General features: G+C 58.3%; 16 protein-coding genes. 10 read left to right on the top strand and 6 right to left on the bottom strand.

The window, feature by feature from the left end:
- Positions 1–300 precede the first annotated feature (300 nt).
- Positions 301–1290, top strand: a complete 990-nt coding sequence (locus AABA21_RS35965; RefSeq protein ID WP_338257644.1) for an acetyl-CoA carboxylase carboxyltransferase subunit alpha — start codon at positions 301–303, stop codon at positions 1288–1290.
- Positions 1291–1375: 85 nt separating this feature from the next.
- Here AABA21_RS35965 and AABA21_RS35970 read toward each other — a convergent pair whose 3' ends face one another.
- A complete protein-coding gene (locus AABA21_RS35970) occupies positions 1376–3520 on the bottom strand; it encodes an APC family permease (protein WP_338257645.1) in 2145 nt (714 codons plus the stop codon).
- Positions 3521–4062: 542 nt separating this feature from the next.
- Between AABA21_RS35970 and AABA21_RS35975 the strand changes: the two genes are divergently transcribed.
- Positions 4063–4584 carry a GNAT family N-acetyltransferase gene (locus AABA21_RS35975; protein ID WP_338257647.1) on the top strand — a complete coding sequence of 174 codons (522 nt, stop codon included), beginning with the start codon at positions 4063–4065 and terminating at the stop codon, positions 4582–4584.
- A gap of 21 nt (positions 4585–4605) precedes the next feature.
- On the opposite strand, the gene AABA21_RS35980 is transcribed toward AABA21_RS35975, so the two are convergent.
- Positions 4606–5025: a DUF302 domain-containing protein gene (locus AABA21_RS35980; RefSeq protein ID WP_338257648.1), complete on the bottom strand. Its 420-nt coding sequence runs from the start codon at positions 5023–5025 to the stop codon at positions 4606–4608.
- A gap of 528 nt (positions 5026–5553) precedes the next feature.
- Between AABA21_RS35980 and AABA21_RS35985 the strand changes: the two genes are divergently transcribed.
- The 3 genes from AABA21_RS35985 to AABA21_RS35995 all read left to right on the top strand — a co-directional run bounded on the left by AABA21_RS35985 (position 5554) and on the right by AABA21_RS35995 (position 8642).
- Complete coding sequence (locus AABA21_RS35985) at positions 5554–6327, top strand: phosphotransferase (protein ID WP_338257649.1); 774 nt, start codon at positions 5554–5556, stop codon at positions 6325–6327.
- A 146-nt stretch (positions 6328–6473) separates the two neighbouring features.
- The gene (locus tag AABA21_RS35990) at positions 6474–7658 is read left to right on the top strand and encodes an RNA-guided endonuclease TnpB family protein (RefSeq protein ID WP_338257650.1); all 1185 of its coding nucleotides are present in this window, start codon (positions 6474–6476) and stop codon (positions 7656–7658) included.
- A gap of 57 nt (positions 7659–7715) precedes the next feature.
- Positions 7716–8642 carry an aminoglycoside phosphotransferase family protein gene (locus tag AABA21_RS35995; RefSeq protein ID WP_338257652.1) on the top strand — a complete coding sequence of 309 codons (927 nt, stop codon included), beginning with the start codon at positions 7716–7718 and terminating at the stop codon, positions 8640–8642.
- Positions 8643–8733: 91 nt separating this feature from the next.
- Here the strand turns inward: AABA21_RS35995 and AABA21_RS36000 are convergent, their stop codons facing one another.
- From AABA21_RS36000 to AABA21_RS36010, 3 genes are all read right to left on the bottom strand, one after another.
- Positions 8734–10611, bottom strand: coding sequence for a PAS domain-containing sensor histidine kinase (locus AABA21_RS36000; RefSeq protein WP_338257654.1), 1878 nt, complete (start codon positions 10609–10611; stop codon positions 8734–8736).
- Between the two features lie 129 nt (positions 10612–10740).
- Positions 10741–12000, bottom strand: coding sequence for a glycosyltransferase (locus AABA21_RS36005; protein WP_338257655.1), 1260 nt, complete (start codon positions 11998–12000; stop codon positions 10741–10743).
- A 51-nt stretch (positions 12001–12051) separates the two neighbouring features.
- Positions 12052–12660, bottom strand: a complete 609-nt coding sequence (locus AABA21_RS36010; RefSeq protein WP_338257657.1) for a TetR/AcrR family transcriptional regulator — start codon at positions 12658–12660, stop codon at positions 12052–12054.
- Between the two features lie 119 nt (positions 12661–12779).
- Here AABA21_RS36010 and AABA21_RS36015 point away from each other — a divergent pair, with 119 nt between their 5' ends.
- On the top strand, positions 12780–13076 hold the full coding sequence (locus AABA21_RS36015; protein ID WP_338257658.1) for a hypothetical protein: 297 nt from the start codon (positions 12780–12782) through the stop codon (positions 13074–13076).
- 29 nt (positions 13077–13105) lie between these two features.
- On the opposite strand, the gene AABA21_RS36020 is transcribed toward AABA21_RS36015, so the two are convergent.
- A complete protein-coding gene (locus AABA21_RS36020; protein ID WP_338257659.1) occupies positions 13106–13501 on the bottom strand; it encodes a response regulator in 396 nt (131 codons plus the stop codon).
- A 334-nt stretch (positions 13502–13835) separates the two neighbouring features.
- Between AABA21_RS36020 and AABA21_RS36025 the strand changes: the two genes are divergently transcribed.
- The 4 genes from AABA21_RS36025 (at position 13836) to AABA21_RS36040 (ending at position 16882) form a co-directional block, all read left to right on the top strand.
- Positions 13836–14402 carry an RraA family protein gene (locus AABA21_RS36025; RefSeq protein ID WP_338257660.1) on the top strand — a complete coding sequence of 189 codons (567 nt, stop codon included), beginning with the start codon at positions 13836–13838 and terminating at the stop codon, positions 14400–14402.
- 231 nt (positions 14403–14633) lie between these two features.
- On the top strand, positions 14634–15053 hold the full coding sequence (locus tag AABA21_RS36030; RefSeq protein WP_338249250.1) for a hypothetical protein: 420 nt from the start codon (positions 14634–14636) through the stop codon (positions 15051–15053).
- A complete protein-coding gene (locus AABA21_RS36035; RefSeq protein ID WP_420917106.1) occupies positions 14983–16014 on the top strand; it encodes an IS4 family transposase in 1032 nt (343 codons plus the stop codon). The genes AABA21_RS36030 and AABA21_RS36035 overlap by 71 nt, the downstream gene beginning before the upstream one ends.
- A 301-nt stretch (positions 16015–16315) precedes the next feature.
- Positions 16316–16882 carry an REP-associated tyrosine transposase gene (locus AABA21_RS36040; protein ID WP_338257662.1) on the top strand — a complete coding sequence of 189 codons (567 nt, stop codon included), beginning with the start codon at positions 16316–16318 and terminating at the stop codon, positions 16880–16882.
- Positions 16883–16941 lie beyond the last annotated feature (59 nt).

Here is a 16941-nt window from a genome sequence, read left to right on the forward strand (position 1 = left end):
GCAAGGAACGTTCGCATTTGGGTTCGTGTGCGGAACGTTGGCGTGGGGGAACCACGTTTTCCATCGTGGATGCCATGGGAAGCGGTATCGTGGGGGTACGTGGGGCGCCGTCGCTGGCGCTCGCGGCCCGGACGGCCGTTGAAGGTCGTCCCTACATGGGCATTCCGTCTTGGGTTGGGCGGTTCGCGTTGGGGAACGCTTCGTGTTTGGGATGCGTTGCTTGAATCTTTTTGATTTTCTCTGCTATACTTCCCTGTAACGAGTACCACTCTGATTGAAGAAGAAGGATCTAAGAAGATTATGGCTTATACCCTGGATTTTGAGAAACCGTTGGCGGACATTGAGCGGCAGATTCAGGCGCTGCAGAAGAAGGGCGAGCGTCTGAAGCCGGAGGAGTCGCAGCAGCTTGAGAGGCTGAAGCAGCGGCTGCAGCGGACGACCGAGGAGATCTATAAGCATCTGACGCCGTGGCAGACGGTGCAGGTGGCGCGCCATCCTGGTCGGCCACACGCCATCGATTATGTGAAGCTGATGTGCGAGGAGTTCTTTGAGCTGCGCGGCGATCGCGCGTTTGGGGAGAATGCCTCGATCTTCGGTGGACCGGCGCGGTTGGATGGGCGGACGGTGATGTTTCTCTGCCAGGAGAAGGGACGCGAGATGAAGGAGCGGCGCGACCGCAACGCCGGCCAGCCGCATCCTGAGGGCTTCCGCAAGGCGCATCGTCTGATGGAGCAGGCCGAGAAGTTTAACATGCCGCTGGTCTGCCTGGTCGATACTCCAGGAGCCTCGATCGCGCTGGACGATGAGGAGCGCGGGCAGTCCCAGTCCATCGCCGCCAATCTATTCCTGATGGCGCGGCTGCGCGTGCCTATCGTCGCCGTGGTGATCGGCGAGGGTGGCAGCGGCGGAGCACTCGCCCTCAGTATCGGCGATCGCATCCTGATGCTCGAAAATAGCTACTACTCGGTGGCCTCGCCCGAGTCGGCCGCCACCATCCTGCTGCGCGACGCCAAGCACGCCGCCACCATGGCCGAGGCCATGCAGGTCAGCGCCCGCCAGCTCAAGAACCTTGGCATTATTGACGATCTGGTGCCCGAACCCCTCGGTGGCGCCCACCAGAACTATCAGGCGGCCGCCGACCTCGTCAAAGAGGCTCTGCTCACCAACCTTGAGGGGCTGAGCAAGCTCAGCGCCGAACAGCTCGTTGAGCAGCGCTACCAGAAGTACCGCTCCATCGGACCTGTTGGCACCCTCACCGCGCCGGATCCCACGCCCACCGCGTCGTCGTAGGCGAGGATGCTGGGGGCATCCTCCACCCGGGCTCGCCCCGGCTTTCGGCTCGCCCCCGCTTGCGATCCTGTATCGCCGTGCGCGATCATTCTGGGGGGTGGGCCGCGCCCGATGGCATGCGGGTGCGCAGGTGCTGGGGCAGGTTGAGAACGGCGATGCCCGGTCGGAAGAGCAGCGACGTCTTCAGGCGCAGCGCGGTCTGATTGTGTAGCGGGTATTCCCACCAGTGCGAGACGACGAACTCGGGCAGCACCACGGTCAGGACGGTCTCGGGGTGGCGTTGATGTACGACGTCGATGTAGGCCAGCAGCGGACGGATCAGCGAGCGGAACGGCGAGGCGATGATCAGCAGGTTGACGCCCTCGTCGTCGGGAATATACCGCTGCCAGCGCTGCCAGTCGGCGCGCAGCTGATTGGCGCGCTCCTCGTCGACATCGACGTGCACGGCTGTGACGTGGTCGCTGATCGAGCGCGCGTAGGCCAGGCTCTGGATCGTCGCCCGGTCCAGGCGATCGATGGGGATGATGACGCGGTGGTGGATGTCCTGCGGCCGCAGCGGCAGATCGAAGGTGCGCTCCTGCGCCACCAGGTGGTAATGATGCGCGATGCTCCGGAAGAGCCAGACCATTACCGGAATCAGGATGACCACGATCCAGGCACCCTCCATGAACTTCATAATGGCCACGATGATGGCGACCAGCGCCGTCGTCACGGCCCCCAATCCATTGATAATCATGCTGCGCCGCCAGCCCCTGTGCGTGGCGCGTCGTCGCCACCAGTGGACCACCATGCCCGACTGCGAGAGCGTAAAGGCGATAAAGACGCCGACCGCGAACAGGTTGATCAGCGCGTTGGTGTCGCCTTTGAAGACGACCAGCAGCAGTCCGGCGAGCAGGGCCAGCGCGATGATGCCCGAGCTAAAGGCCAGCCGATCGCCACGGAACGAGAACATCGAGGGCAGGAATTTGTCACGCGCCAGTAGTGAGGCCAGCCGTGGAAAGTCGGCGTAGCTCGTCTCGGCCGAGAGCGTCAGGATGCCCAGCACCGACAGCTGGAAGATCGGGAACAGGAAGACCAGCGGGCCCGCGAAGACGTCGCTGGCGATCTTGGCGATCACCGTCGGGTTGCCCGAGGGCTCGGCCTGCGTGGCGTAGGTCATGGCCAGCAGCGTAATGCCCAGGAAGAGCGCGCCCAGGATGCAGGCCATCGTGGTTAGCGTGATCGAGGCGTTGCGCGTCTCCGGCTTGCGGAAGATCGGGATACCGTTGGAGATGGCCTCGACGCCCGTCATGGCCGAACATCCCGTGGCGAACGAGCGCAGCAGGATAAAGATCGTCAGCGGCTCGATCGCCTGCACGGTCGGCACAAAATGTCCGATCAGCGGCTGATGGTTGAAGACATAGGCCCTGGTCAGCCCCACGCCGATCAGCAGGAAGGCGCTGACGATAAAGAAGTAGGTCGGCAGCGCGAAGATGGTCCCCGACTCGCGGATGCCGCGCAGATTGAGCACCGTCATGATCAGCACCAGCGCCAGGTCCATCGCGATGACGTAGGGTTGCAGCGAGGGGAAGAGCGAGATCACGTTATGCACGCCGGCCGCCACGCAGACCGCCACGTTCAACACATAGTCGATCATCAGCGCCGCTGCCGCCACCAGCCCCGGGAGCGTGCCGAGGTTCTCGCGCGCCACGATATAGGAGCCGCCGCCGTTGGGATAGGCCGGGATGGTCTGGCGGTATGAGAGCGTCACCACGACCAGCAAGGCCAGGATCACCAGGCTGATCGGCAGCGTCCAGGCCAGGGCCGCCGTGCCAGCCGCCACCAGGTTGATCAGGATTGCCTCGGTGGCGAAGGCTACCGACGAGATGGCGTCCGAGGAGAGCACGGCCAGCGCCTTGAACTTGGTCAGTCGCTCCTGGTCGGCGCGCGCCGTGGCGATCGGCACCCCGATCAGGGCCCGCTTCAGCCAGTATCCGGCCTGCTGCAGGCGCCCCTCGGGCACCTCGACCGACTCCGTCGCCTCCAGCGTCCCCTCCCGCAAACGGTGAAACGGCTGTTTAGCCGGCAGGACCATGCGCACGCGGGTATCGCCGAGCCGGCTCCCCCGACGCACCTCCATCGGGCCGGGCAAGATCACATCGAAGTCATCCGCTATCTTTGAACCGCTCTGCGGCTGGCCTGACGGCTGCTGTGCAGGCATATTGTTATCAGATTCGTGGAGCGGGCCCATCCCTTTCTCCCTCCTGAAACTGCTCTCTTTATATAGCTCTACAACATGATTCCAGCCTCCCCAACCACCCTATTATATCCATTATTGTATCGGCAACACGGCTCAGGATAGGCTAAAGATAGAGGCGCTCATGCTCAAGGAACACTAAAAATGTATCTTCATCCCGTCATCATGGGGGCACATGAGCGCTCCCAATGCACCAACACTCTCAACGTAAGGGAATGTACAAAGAGAAAGAGAAGCAGTACGTGCGGGGCTTGCCCCCGCTTGCTTGCTCGCCGCTCGAAAAAGCAGTAAGAAGAATGCGATGCATCGCAGGCAACCGTTCCTGGTCGCTTTGAATGAGCCTTTCCTCTTAAGAAGCAAGGAAGCGGGGACAAGCCCCGCACGTACTCTCGTCTTTTCTCGTTTTGTCTGCTCTGAATAAGAACAGAAGTTCTTTATTTTTCGGATTGATTGTGTTAAAATGGATCAGGTTTGTTGTATGACAAAAAAGAAGATGTTTATCGCGCGCAGGCGCATGAGAGCGAGGAGTTGGCCCGATGGAACGAGCACGATTAGGCGCTATGAATTATGATCTGCAGCTGCGGGAGGTGGTGGAGGATGACCTGCCCATCTTTTTTGAGTATCAGCTGGATGAGGAGGCCAACCATATGGCGGCCTTCACGGCAAAGGATCCCACCGACCGGGAGGCGTTTATGGCGCACTGGCGGCGCATCTTGCGCGACGAGAGCACCATCAATCGCACCATCCTGGTCGATGGGCAGGTGGCGGGCAGCGTCGCGCTCTACCGGGATGAAGAACTGGATGGACCCGAGGTCACCTACTGGATCGGCCGCCCCTATTGGGGTCGCGGCGTCGCCACCGGGGCGCTGGCGACCTTTATCTCACACGTCGTCAAGACGCGGCCGCTGTATGGCCGCGCCGCCAAAGATAATATCGGCTCGCTACGCGTGCTTGCGAAATGTGGCTTCCAGCGCATCGGCGAGGGCAAGGGCTTCGCCAACGCCCGCGGCGCCGAGACCGAAGAATATGTGCTCAAATTGCCCTCGCCGACGCTCTGATGGTGATGCGTGGACCCCGTGTTATGCGTGTACCACACCGTCGACCAGCTTATCGATGCCGGCGATATTGGTGATCAGTTCTTGAGGCACGCCATAGCGGGTGGCCAGGTATGTGACGCTGGGATAGCTGACCCAGACGTGGTTATGATCGCTTTGCCAGACCAGTACCTTGAGCGGCAGTTCGAGCGCGATCAGCGGGGAGGCGACCATCAGGGACGTCCCCGCTTTGGGATCGCCGAAGATGATCACATGGGCCTCCTGCATTTTTAGCCCGACCTGCTGGGCCTCCCAGCTATGGTTGATATGTGTGAACTGGCGTAGCCCATGGTCGCGAATGGTATCTTCCAGGCGCTCCAGCGTCTCCTCGATCTCGTAAGGGCTGGCTTTGGTGATGACACCTTCAACCGTGGCTGGCGTTTTCGCCTTAGTTAGATCACTCATGTCTGATCTCTTTCTTCAGTGCAAAACTATTGTAGTCTCAACAATATGTCCTCTTCTTCCACTATTGTATCATCCAATAAATTAACTATCTGTTGACATGCATATAGGCAGGTTGTCTGGCTCAGCGCATATATGTTATACTGCTTTTGCTCTCGTAGCATAGCAACTCAGGAAAGGAGGTAATGCGTATTATGTCAAATACACAGATGGTGCAAGTGATCTGCGTGGCCTCCAGGAGTTCGTTGCGAGATATGTGAGGGCGTCCCTCCCATCAAGGACTGTTTTAATCTAACCCGCTGTTTTGTGGCCCCTTTTCCCCCCTCAATGTAAGGACTCTATAGCGTTTCTCCTCTCGGGGTAGAACCCACCACTGGTGGCCAGGCACAAATGCCCGTTTTGAAGTCAAGAGCGATGGGAACGCATGTGTTCTGGCTTGCGTTGTTTTCGCGCATGTCCTCGATATTTGGCCTCGATCTAAACAGGAAGAGCAAGCTTGCAAGTTGATGAAATGAAAAGGATATACAATACATGAACGAAAAATTGACAGGCGGATACTACTCGTCGCCCCTGCGCCGTGGAAATACGGTTGTCAGGCCGATGGGTATATGGAGCCGAAACGTGCATGCTCTACTTCGCCATTTCGAGGCGGTTGGCTTCGCGCAGGCTCCGGTCTACATTGCTTCGGACGAAGCCGCGAAAATTGAAACGCTATCCTTTGTTGAAGGATCTCCAGGTACCTATCCACTCAACGCCCAGCAGCGATCAGATGAGTCACTGATTGACGTGGCCCGTGTCATTCGAGCGATGCATGACGCAACCGCGGGATTCGTGGCGCCTGAACCCGAAAATTGGCAGTACCGCACCACGATACCCGCCGAGATTGACTGTATAGGGCACAACGATCTTGGTCCCTACAATGTCGTGTACAATGGGGCGAAGGTCGCGGCTATCATCGACTGGGACTTCGCCGGGCCATCCAACCGCGCCTGGGACCTGTGCTACGCAGCGCATCGCTTTATTCCACTCTCGGCCCCTCGCTCTACGAAGGCATTCGGTTGGGACCCCATCCCTGATCAGGCGCGCCGCTTTCGAATGTTCACTGAAGCATATGGCGCCAGTTTGTCGCCGGAGTATTTGTTAGATCTGCTTATTGTCCGTCTCTCTTCAATCTGCGCTAATCTCGAGCAACAGATTCAGAGTGGGAACCCAAAATTTAATCGTCACCGCGATGAACGACATACTGACGGCTATCGAGAGGACATGAAGTATATTCTCGAAAACCGTGAATCGCTTTTGAGCTAACAGCTCAAGACACAAGAACATCTTTATCAAAGCGCACCGTAAAACCCCTGGCTTCAGCCATAAGGATAGAAGGCGCGTTCCTTTTGGTGGCGCGATGGGGGATGGTGCTGTTGAATTTTTACACAGTATAGGTTACAATGTAAAGCATGAGTACACAGAAACGCGCCTACAAATTCAGATGCTACCCGACCGACGAACAAAAACAGATGCTTGCTCGGACGTTTGGCTGTGTACGCTTTACCTACAACTGGGCCTTACGCCTCAAAACGGATGCCTTTTACAAAGAACACACGCGTCTGTACTACAAAGACCTTTCTTCGATGCTCACTGAGCTCAAAAAACAGGAGGACTATCGCTGGCTGAATGAGGTATCCAGTGTTCCCGTCCAACAGGCATTGCGCCACCTCGACAAGGCATTCATCAATTTCTTTGAGGGTCGCGGCAAGTATCCGACCTTTAAAAAGAAACGGAAGAAACAATCGGCGACCTACACATCGAGCGCCTTCACCTTTCGCCATGGGGTTCTCACGCTGGCGAAGATGCAAGAGCCACTCGCTATTGTGTGGTCACGCTCATTGCCAGAAGGGGTTGTTCCATCCAGTGTCACCGTCAGCAAAGACGCCGCAGACCGCTATTTCGTGAGCCTGCTGGTGCAGGAGGACATTGCTCATCTGATCCCCTGTGACACCACCATCGGCGCCGACTTGGGTTTGAAATCGTTCGTGGCGCTCTCTGATGGTGAGATGGTGGGCAATCCCCGCTTCTTTCAGCAAGATGAGGAGAAACTGGCAAAGGCCCAACGGCGACTCGCCAAGAAACAAAAGGGCTCGAAGAATCGAGAGAAGGCACGGCGCACGGTGGCCAGCATCCACGCCCGGATTGCTGACCGACGTTCTGACTTTCTTCACAAGCTCTCCACACGGCTGATCCGTGAAAACCAAACGATCTGTGTGGAGAGCCTTCAGGTGAAGAATATGGTCAAGAATCGTTCGTTAAGCAAAGCCATCTCGGATGTGGGGTGGAGTCAATTTGTGTCCCTGCTCGCATACAAAGCAGACTGGTACGGTCGAAATCTGGTGACCATTGATAAGTGGTATCCCTCCAGTAAGCGATGTTTCGATTGTGGATATATCTTCGCATCCCTCACGCTCGACGTACGCCAGTGGACGTGTCCAGAATGTGACGTGCATCATGAGCGAGATATGAATGCGGCAAAAAATATAAGGTCCGTGGGGCTCACGGTCCTCAATGCCTGTGGAGAGGCCGTCAGACCGGGGGCGGTGAAAACCAACCCCGGCAAGTCTCAGCGAAGCAGGAAACCCCGCAAGTGATTGTGGGAATCCCCCGGCTTGAGCCGTGGGGAGGATGTCAAGAAGAGGTAAATATATATGGCTGAGGGACAGGCCTCTGGAAAAATGCATGCCGACGAACTGGATATCGATGTTGCCCTGGTGCGCCGCTTGCTGGCGGCGCAGTTTCCACGTTGGGCGAGCCTGCCTCTTGAGCGCGTGCGCTCGGCTGGCACCAACAACGCGATCTATCGTATGGGTCCTGATATGTATGTGCGGCTGCCGCGCATCGTAGGAGCGACCGGGCAGATGGACAATGAGCACCGCTGGCTGCCCCGGCTCGCTCCCCAACTGCCGCTGGCGATCCCCGTACCGCTTGCGTTGGGGGAGCCGGGCGAGGGTTATCCCTGGCGCTGGTCCGTCTATCGCTGGTTGGAGGGTGAGAACGCGACCGACCAGCCCATCACCGATGAGCTCCAGGCGGCACGCGCCATGGCTGAATTTATTAGCGCCCTGCAGCGGATCGACACGCAGGGCTGGCCGCCGCCAGAGCCGCCCAGGTCCGGACGTGGTGGACCGCTCGCCCCATGTGACGAAACCGTTCGTGCCTGCATAGCCGATGTGTCCGGCATGCTTGATGCCGGGGAGCTAGGCGCGGCCTGGGAGCAAGCCTTGCGGGCGTCACAGTGGGCTGGTCCGCCCATCTGGACGCATGGGGACCTGCTGCCAGGGAATCTGCTGGTTCAGGATGGCCGTATCAGCGCCATCATCGACTTTGAAGGTCTGGGCGTGGGCGATCCCGCCTGCGATCTGGTTGTGGCCTGGACGATTCTCTCTGCGCGGAGTCGGGACATCTTCCGTGCGGCATTGGCGGTCGATGATGCGACATGGGAGCGCGGCCGTGGTTGGGCGCTCTCCATCGGACTGATCGCCTTGCCCTACTACCAGACGACCAACCCGGTCTTCGCGGCCACCGCTCGCCATATGATCGACGAGGTTCTCATTGATCACCGGCTGGCCCGCTGATACCGCCTCCCATGCGCATTGCGGTGGGATCAGGCGTGGGCGCTCTGTTCGATGATGGACATGGCACCGGCAATGCCGTTCTCAGAGGAAGTTACTGTGTGGTGGTGGGGAGAGAGATCGTGAAGGTTGATCCCTCTTCTGATATGCTTGCGACGCGGATCATGCCACCATGCTGCTTGACGATGTTATCGGCGATGTAGAGTCCGATGCCGAGACCGGAGATGCCATCGTTCTGGGAGGTGGTGACGCGATAGAAGCGTTCAAAGATGTGACGGACATGCTCGTGAGAGATCCCATCACCGTGATCGTGGATCTGGATGAGGGCGTCTGCCCCCTCGGTTGAGAGCTGGATCTCAACGCGATCGGCCTGCGGGGAGTATTTGACCGCGTTGCTCAGCAGGTTTATTAGCACCTGTTCCAGCCGCTGCCGATCTCCCGTCATCTGCCGGTTGGTGCTGCCACTGACGATAATGCGATGCGTAGGGGTGATCTCCTGAAAATTCTCCGCCATCTCGTGGACGAAGGGATCGATGGACAGCAGCTCGTTGTGGGACTCGAGGCGCCCCGTCTGGATCTTTGCGACATCGAGCAACTCTGTAATCAGCCGCTCCAGCCGATTGATCTGCCCCTCTATCTTTGCCAGCGGGGCCTGCACCTCGGGCAGATTCTTCTTGCGGGCCGTTCGTCGTAAGAGCTGCGTCTGTGCCTTGAGCGAGGTCAGGGGCGTGCGCAGCTCATGGCTCGCCATACCGATAAACTCGTCCTTGCGTTGCTCCACGGCTTTCTGCTCGGTGATGTCGGCGAAGATGACCACCGCGCTGACGATCTCTCCCTGCTCGTCGCGCACGGGGGCTGAGCTCACCTGCATTACCCCACGCGTTCCATCGCCCCGCTGATACACAATTTCTTCAGCGGATACGACCTCGCCTGTACGCAGGGAGCGCGCCATTGGCCACTCCTCAGCCTGGTATGGTCGTCCATCGGGATGAAATCCCTGGTATTTCGTATAGCCTTCAATGCTGGCTGAGGCGAGAAAGGGATGACGCAGGAGCTGTTCCATCTGCCGATTGCCCATGAGCAGTTGCCCTGTGGGGGCTTCGGCAATGATGACGCCCGAAGGCATCTGATCCAGGACCGCCCGTAGGTGTGCCCATTCTATCTGTATCTCTTCCAGCAGGCGCAGGTTTTCCAGATCGATGCGCCTGATTTCGGTGATGTCGCGGTTGGCCGCGACCATTCCCAGCACCACCCCGTTGTGATCCTTCACTGTAGAGACTGAGGCCAGGATCAGGCGCTGGCTGCCATCCCGGTGCTGCTGCAGCACTTCGCCTTCCCAGTGATCTCTGGTTGCCATTTCGTGTAAAAAGGTTTCTCTGCTACCGGTTTGAAAGGAGCCCGTCAGTATCTCTAGCGCGTTTTTCCCGATAACCTCGTCCGCCTTCCAGCCGTATATGTGTTCGGCGGCCGGATTCCAGCTGCGAATGATATAGTGCATATCGCTCACGATAAGGGCATCGGACATGCTGTAGGTGATCTGCGCCTGAAAGAGGAGCTCCTTCTCTCTCTGCTTCTGGGCTGTTGTCTCCTGATAGGAGATCACCAGACCGCCAGGGGCCGGAGAGACGCGCGTCAGATACCAGCGATTGCTGTGGGGATAGAGTGCTTCAAAGACCAGTGAGATCTGCTGCTCCATGGCCTGGTGCAGCTTGTGGTCAAAGATGGTATCGACCGCCTCTGGATATAGCTCCCAGTGATTCTTACCCAGTAGTTCACTCCGCTTTTTGCCTGCCATCTCCTCGATGCGGTGATTGACATAGAGGTAGCGCCACTCTCTATCCAGTACACTCAACCCATCACTCATATGCTCCAGAATAGCCATGAAGTGCGTTCCTTGCACCTTCAACATTTCTCGCAGGGAAGGGATGTTCTGCGATGCATCCCCATTAGAGAGCGCGTGCGTATCGTCCATTATGGCTCCTTGCTGTCAAATAGTCCTCTTATCTAAGACGTTCATCCCTGCCATTTGGTGTACAGTGTCATACTTTCTGCTGTGCCTTCCGCTTGACGCCAAAAAACCGCAGACGCTAGAAGCGCCTTTCTATGGAGCGAATTGTGTTTCGATGATGGAGATGGCGTGGGCGATGCCGTCTTCGGTGCGGATGCGCTCGCCCAGCTCGGCCGCTTTTTCGCGCATCGTCTGGTCGGAGAGTGCCTGTTCAAGCGCTCGGGTGAGGTTGTCGACGCTCAGGCGGCGGCGCGCGATGGGGCGGGGTCCCACACCCAGTTGGTGGACGCGCCTTCCCCAGAAGGGCTGGTCGGCGAAGAATGGGACGACGATCGAGGGGATGCCGGCCGCCAGGCCCGCCGCGGTTGTGCCGACGCCGCCGTGATGGACGACCGCGGCCATGCGCGGGAAGAGCCAGCTGTGGGGGACCGAGTCGGTCATGTGCACATGCGATGGCAGCTGTTCTTTGCTCAGGCCACCCCAGCCCGCGTAGAGCACGCCGCGCCGCCCCGTCCGCTCCAGGACCTGCAGCACTATGTCGGCACTCTCCTCTGGTCGGCGGCTGCTCATGCTGCCGAAGCCGACGTAGACCGGTGGTGGTCCCGCCTGCAGGAAGTTCAGCAGCTCTGTGGGCGGCTCCCATCCAGCGGGAGGCTCCAGGAACCAGTAGCCGGTAACGTGCTGCGAGGTATCCCAGTCCTCGGGACGCGGCACGACCTGTTGACTGTAGCCGTAGAGGGTGGGACGCTTCCGCCGCTCCAGCGTCGCGAAGGGTCCCCAGCACGGGGCGGCTGGCAGATGCAGGACCTGTTCACGGGCCATGCGGTCCGCCGTGCGGAACGATTGCCACATCATCTGCTGCGTCAGATGATGGGAGGGCCGATTGAGCCAGCTGGTCGCCGCCGTCTGTGGCAGCGGCGTCAGCGTGGCGGGAAAGGCGCTGGTCGGCGTAAACGGGACCAGGTAAGCCGGGATGAAGGGGATACCCAGCTTCTCCGACAGGGCCAGTCCGCTATACAGGCCACCCAGTCCGCCCAGGATGAGGTCGGAGCCCTCACAGACCAGCAAGCCCTGCCGGGCGGCCTGTATGGCCTGCTGGCGCGAAGCCTGCCCCATTCGCCTCAGCACCTTGAGCATGTGCCCTTGCTCAGCCAGCCCCTGCATCTCGCGTGCCACTGCCTCGGCGCTCCCACCCGTCGAAAAAAAGTCCAGCCCATAATCTGTGATCAGGCCGTGAAAATCGTCGGACGTCAGGAGGCGCACCGCATGCCTGGCCTCCTTGAGTCCCGCGCCCAGGGCCACATATGGCTGAACATCGCCACGACTTCCCCCGGCAATAATCGTAATCTGCATTGTCTCTCCCCTTTAATTAATTGCTCAAGCAAGCAATAAAGAACAAAAAAATTAGTGTTCCTGCCTGGTGAAGGCGCGCAGGACGGTAGCCAGCATCTCAGCGAAGCCGCCGAGATCGAGATCGGGGTCCATGATCTTCTGCAGCGCCAGGCCATCGAAGAAGGCCAGCAGTAGCGTCGCCAGCTTCTCGGGCTCAACCGTCGTCTCGCCAGGCATCTGCCTGATCGAGTCCGCGATCTCCGTGCGACCCTCCGCCAGCAGATCGCGCACCTTTGGCGCCATCAACGCGTTGTGCAATCCCAGCGCGAACAGTTCGTGCCGCAGGCGAAACCATTCCGGCTCATCTATGATCCTGTCGATTGGCAACTGCAGGGCCGCCTGGAGCCAATCCTGCTCGTCGGAGAGTGCTGATTGCGGCGGCTGCTCGGGCACCCGTGTATAACGCTCACTGACGGCCTTGAGCACTTCCACCAGCAGCTGATCCTTGCCCCCGAAGTAGTAGTGTACCAGTCCCGGAGCTGCCTCGGCGGCCTTTGAAATCTCCCTCAGCGTGGTTGCCTCGTAGCCTTTTTGCGCCAGCACCTGATAGGCGGCGGCGATGATGCGCGCCCGCGTCTCCTGAGCGTCCCGCGACGTCGTCTGATGTTTTTGATTGCTCATACAAGCAACTATACCATATCGATGCGCACCTTGTACAGAAACTGAGCAATGATGTACAATTTTGCTGAGCATATTATGATCCTATCGTTTAGATGTGCTGGAGGAGAAGATACGATGCAATGCGCTTCAGTCCTTCTCGTGGCTTTCTGGCGACCCTCCTTTTTGATAGCGCTCAAGAGCTCAGCCAACCTGATTTTGTCATTCCCCATGGTGATCCCGCTATCCCCTATGATAAGCTCGATCAGGGGTGGAACATGCTGGTTGTAGAAGACCATACATTTGTTTATGTGATTACCGGCAATTGGGAAGCAGACGATGCTCATCGCACCTGGTTCAAGGTTGAAAGGAACCTGTACTACCGCCAGTGGGAAAAGACGATTCAGCGCTGTCGCGCTTTGTGCTGTTCTGAGATATGAGCGCTTTATCAGTTGATGAACAACGTTTGTTATGGTCCACAGGATGTGAAGCGTGGCGTGATTGTTTGATGGACCGTCCGGGCTAGCTCATCAATATCAAAGGGTTTGTACACGACAGGGATATGTTGGCGTTCCACATAGTCTTCCAGGTTATCCACAGCCTGCAGGTCCGTGGAACATAAAATAAGAGGGATCGACGCCGTCGCACGGCAATTTTCCATGCTCTGCACGAACTGCCGTGCCTCCTGCTGTTTCCCGAACTGGCAATCCAGGATCACGAGGTCGGGATGGGGTGGATCGAGATCACGCACGCTGGTGGGGACGCTTTCGGTGAGGGAGACCTCGTATCCCTCGGCTTCAAGGATGTCACGGAACAGATCCAGGATCTCCCGCGAGTTGTCAATGACGAGAATATGCTGCATCATCGCTCTCCCTGCCCGGCTACAATTCTCAGGCATCGTCTTTGAGCATGCTATTTGTATATGACTACAGAGAGGAAAAAATAGTATAAATACTCGCTATGCCGGATGTCAAAAAAATACTTGTATTAATGAGACGCCTTTTCATGAAGAAGTTTAAAGAAATACAAAGAATTTCTACCTCTACAGTATAGTACGAGAAGCCCAACCAAAAGTAACGCAGCCGCAACGTATCCGTAGGTGCCCGGCTTGCCGGGCGACAAACTGGCGCATACGATGAGATGGAAGATATAATGATCAGGTAATTTATGAAAGGTAGGGGCAAAGATTGATGGAAAAGATGCCCGAGTGGCTTAACGCGACGCTTGCCTCGGACGCCAGTGAAGGTGAAGGCGTCCTCCCCCACGACATACTCCCCCTGCGGCCGGACTCGCTGATGGTGGGTCCCGCCTACGTGGCTTTGATGAGTCAGGACGATAACCTGTCCGTGCGCGAGGTGCTGGCGAACCTCCCGGCGCCGGGAACGGTCCTGGTGGTAGCCGGCGCCAGCACGTCACGTACCGCGACGATTGGCGGCCTGATGGCGCTGGAGATGCAGAATGGTGGCATCGCCGGACTGGTCACTGATGGGCTGGTACGCGACTCCCGCGAGATTCGTGAGATGGGCTTCGCGGTCTGGTGTCGCGGCGTCACGCCCACGGCGCCCAAGAAAAACGGGCCCGCCATCGTTGGCGGCACGGTCTCGATCGGCGGCAAAGTGATTCGAGATGGCGACCTGGTCATTGCCGACGACGACGGCGTCGTCATCTGGCCACAGGAGCGCATCCCGGAACTGCTCGCCAGGGCCGAAGCGCGCCTCAAGCAGGACAACGAACGCCTGGCGCGCCTGCGCATGCAGAAGCCATAAGTCATCGCTGGTTGTATTTATTGGCGAATTGACACGTTGCCCTGCAATGCCCCCCCAACGTGAACCGCTCCCCCCAACATGAACCGCCGTGTAGGGTCGACCTTCAACGGCATCTGTTGATACTAAATAGCCAAAAGGTCTCTGGATTGGGGGGAGACTTGCCAGCGTGGCAAACATCGAGGAAAATCCAAAGAAATTGTCTTCACACGTTTTCGAAAGGATCTTCCTCGTATGCCTTATCATACCGCATCTCAGCCAGAAGAGGCGAATGCCGATTCGCTCTCACAACAGATGGTTGACTGCTTGCAACGCATCATCGCCCCTCCTGATCCCCCTGCTGCTGCAGTGAGCCGCCCTCGTGGACGACCCGCGGTGCTCTCCCCCGAGCATCTGTGTCTGGCGGTCCTGCTGGCGCTGCTGCGCGGCTTGAAGAGCTATGCCTGCGTCTGGCGCCTGATCACCTGGTCGGGAGTCGGCCACTTTCCTCTCTTGCCCCATACTCGTGACGCCATCCGCAAACGCCTGTTGCACACCTCCCTCGACGTCTGGCAGCGCCTCCTTGCTGCGCGTGAGCACCGGCTTGCATGCCCAAACCCAGGCGGTAGCCCAGTGCGATCTGCTTCCCTGGGTTTCCCATATCTTCGCTCTTGATCAAACGACGCTCGATGCTGTCCAGCGGCGCATGCAGGATGTGCGCGATGAAGCCGTGGACAGTCCACGCCTGCTGGTCGGCAGACTGGCCGCCCTCTTTGATGTCCGCCGCCAGCAATGGGTCCGTATCCTCTTTCGTGAGGACGTCTTTGCCAATGAAAAACTCCTCGTCCAGGACGTGGTGCGCGGGTTGCCCGCTGGCAGCCTGCTGCTGGCCGACCTGGGCTACTTCAGCTTTCCCTGGTTTGACTGGCTGACGGACCAGGGCTTTTTCTGGCTCTCGCGGATGCGGGAGAAAACCTCCTACCAGATCCTGCACGTCTTTGTGCAACACGGCACCACGCTAGACGCCCTCATCTGGCTGGGAGCCTACCGCGCCGATCGCTGTGCCCACCGGGTGCGCCTGATCCAGTTTGAGCATCACGGCAAGCTGTACCAGTATCTGACCAACATCTGCGAACCCGATCGCTTGAGCATGAGCGAGGCCGCTCGCCTCTACGCGCGGCGCTGGGAGATCGAGCTGGCCTTCAAAGCGCTCAAATGCACGCTGGGCATTCGCGTGTGGTGGTCCTGCGATCCCCTCCTGGTGCTTCAGCAGCTCTTCGCCGCCTTCATCCTGGCTCAGGTGCTCCATGCGCTCCATGCTCAGGTGGCCTTCGCCGCCCAGGTCCCCCTCTTCGACGTGTCCTTGCCCGTGCTTGCCACCTTGCTTGCTCAGGCGCCTACGCGATCGGATGGGCAGCCCCTGATCCAGCGACTGCTCGAGGTGGGTCGGCGCCAGGGCTTGATCCGGCCCTCGCGGCGCATTGAGCCAGTCGTCCCAGCGCTGCTTCGGTCCTACGCCCCGGCCCCACCTGATCTGCCGACCATCCGCACGCCACGCTACGCCCATCGTATCCATCAGTCACGTTCGGATCGACCCGACTTTGTGCCTCGTTTTTTCACCTTCATCGTGATTTAGTATCAACAGATGCCTTCAACGGTCGACCGGGCCGCGAGCGCCAGCGATTGCGGCCCACGTATCACCACGATACCGCTTCTCGTAGTATACACGTTGGGAAACGTGGTACCCCAGGAGGAACGTTCCGCACACGAACCCAAATGCGAACGTTCCTCCTGGGGTACCACGTGGGGCGAGATGTTCTCTATGGGAAGCCGAACCGGCCGGGTACGTGGGCCGCTGTCGCTGGCGCTCGCGGCCCGGTCGACCGTTGAAGGTCGACCCTACACGGCGGTTCACGTTGGGGGGAGGGCGTTTGTGTTTGCCTTTCCGCTTTTTGGTGATGGTGTGGCATTTAAATGGTGGAAGCGTCATTATGTGTTACGTGGAAAGGGGAAATGCAATGGACTCTTCACAAAAAAAGCGGCGCAAGCGTATGCGCCTGGAGTCGTATAATTATAAGCAGCCAGGATCTTACGCGATTACCATTTGTACCAAACAGCGTAAAAACCTTTTCACCCTCCCGGCATTGCGTTCCATCCTCTATAAGGAGTGGGCTCAGCTGCCGCAGCATTATCCTGGTATTGTGGCCGGGACGTTTGTGGTGATGCATAATCATTTGCATGGTATTCTGATTCTTAAAGATGGTTTCGCGCATGAATACAGCGTCTCCCGGATCATGGGAGGCTATAAGTCGCTTGTTGCCAATGCATGGCTTTATTACTTGTATGAAACCGGTCATAAATATCCCGGTAAAATCTGGCAGTCAAGCTTTTATGATCATGTTATTCGCAATGATATCGATTTTAAGAATCAGGCGACCTATATCCGCAATAATCCCGTGGCTTATAAGGCAAAGAAACGGGCACAGAAGCATAAGCATGTATGAAAGAGAGGAGAGAAGCTGTGCCACGATGAGGTAGCGCAGCTTCTCTCCTCTCTTTGTAT

This window comes from Dictyobacter halimunensis, from assembly GCF_036245075.1.

Coding starts and splice junctions, on each gene's coding strand:
- AABA21_RS35965 (WP_338257644.1), top strand. CDS start 301: ATGGCTTATACCCTGGATTTTGAGAAACCGTTGGCGGACATTGAGCGG.
- AABA21_RS35970 (WP_338257645.1), bottom strand. CDS start 3,520: ATGGGCCCGCTCCACGAATCTGATAACAATATGCCTGCACAGCAGCCG.
- AABA21_RS35975 (WP_338257647.1), top strand. CDS start 4,063: ATGGAACGAGCACGATTAGGCGCTATGAATTATGATCTGCAGCTGCGG.
- AABA21_RS35980 (WP_338257648.1), bottom strand. CDS start 5,025: ATGAGTGATCTAACTAAGGCGAAAACGCCAGCCACGGTTGAAGGTGTC.
- AABA21_RS35985 (WP_338257649.1), top strand. CDS start 5,554: ATGAACGAAAAATTGACAGGCGGATACTACTCGTCGCCCCTGCGCCGT.
- AABA21_RS35990 (WP_338257650.1), top strand. CDS start 6,474: ATGAGTACACAGAAACGCGCCTACAAATTCAGATGCTACCCGACCGAC.
- AABA21_RS35995 (WP_338257652.1), top strand. CDS start 7,716: ATGGCTGAGGGACAGGCCTCTGGAAAAATGCATGCCGACGAACTGGAT.
- AABA21_RS36000 (WP_338257654.1), bottom strand. CDS start 10,611: ATGGACGATACGCACGCGCTCTCTAATGGGGATGCATCGCAGAACATC.
- AABA21_RS36005 (WP_338257655.1), bottom strand. CDS start 12,000: ATGCAGATTACGATTATTGCCGGGGGAAGTCGTGGCGATGTTCAGCCA.
- AABA21_RS36010 (WP_338257657.1), bottom strand. CDS start 12,660: ATGAGCAATCAAAAACATCAGACGACGTCGCGGGACGCTCAGGAGACG.
- AABA21_RS36015 (WP_338257658.1), top strand. CDS start 12,780: ATGCGCTTCAGTCCTTCTCGTGGCTTTCTGGCGACCCTCCTTTTTGAT.
- AABA21_RS36020 (WP_338257659.1), bottom strand. CDS start 13,501: ATGATGCAGCATATTCTCGTCATTGACAACTCGCGGGAGATCCTGGAT.
- AABA21_RS36025 (WP_338257660.1), top strand. CDS start 13,836: ATGCCCGAGTGGCTTAACGCGACGCTTGCCTCGGACGCCAGTGAAGGT.
- AABA21_RS36030 (WP_338249250.1), top strand. CDS start 14,634: ATGCCTTATCATACCGCATCTCAGCCAGAAGAGGCGAATGCCGATTCG.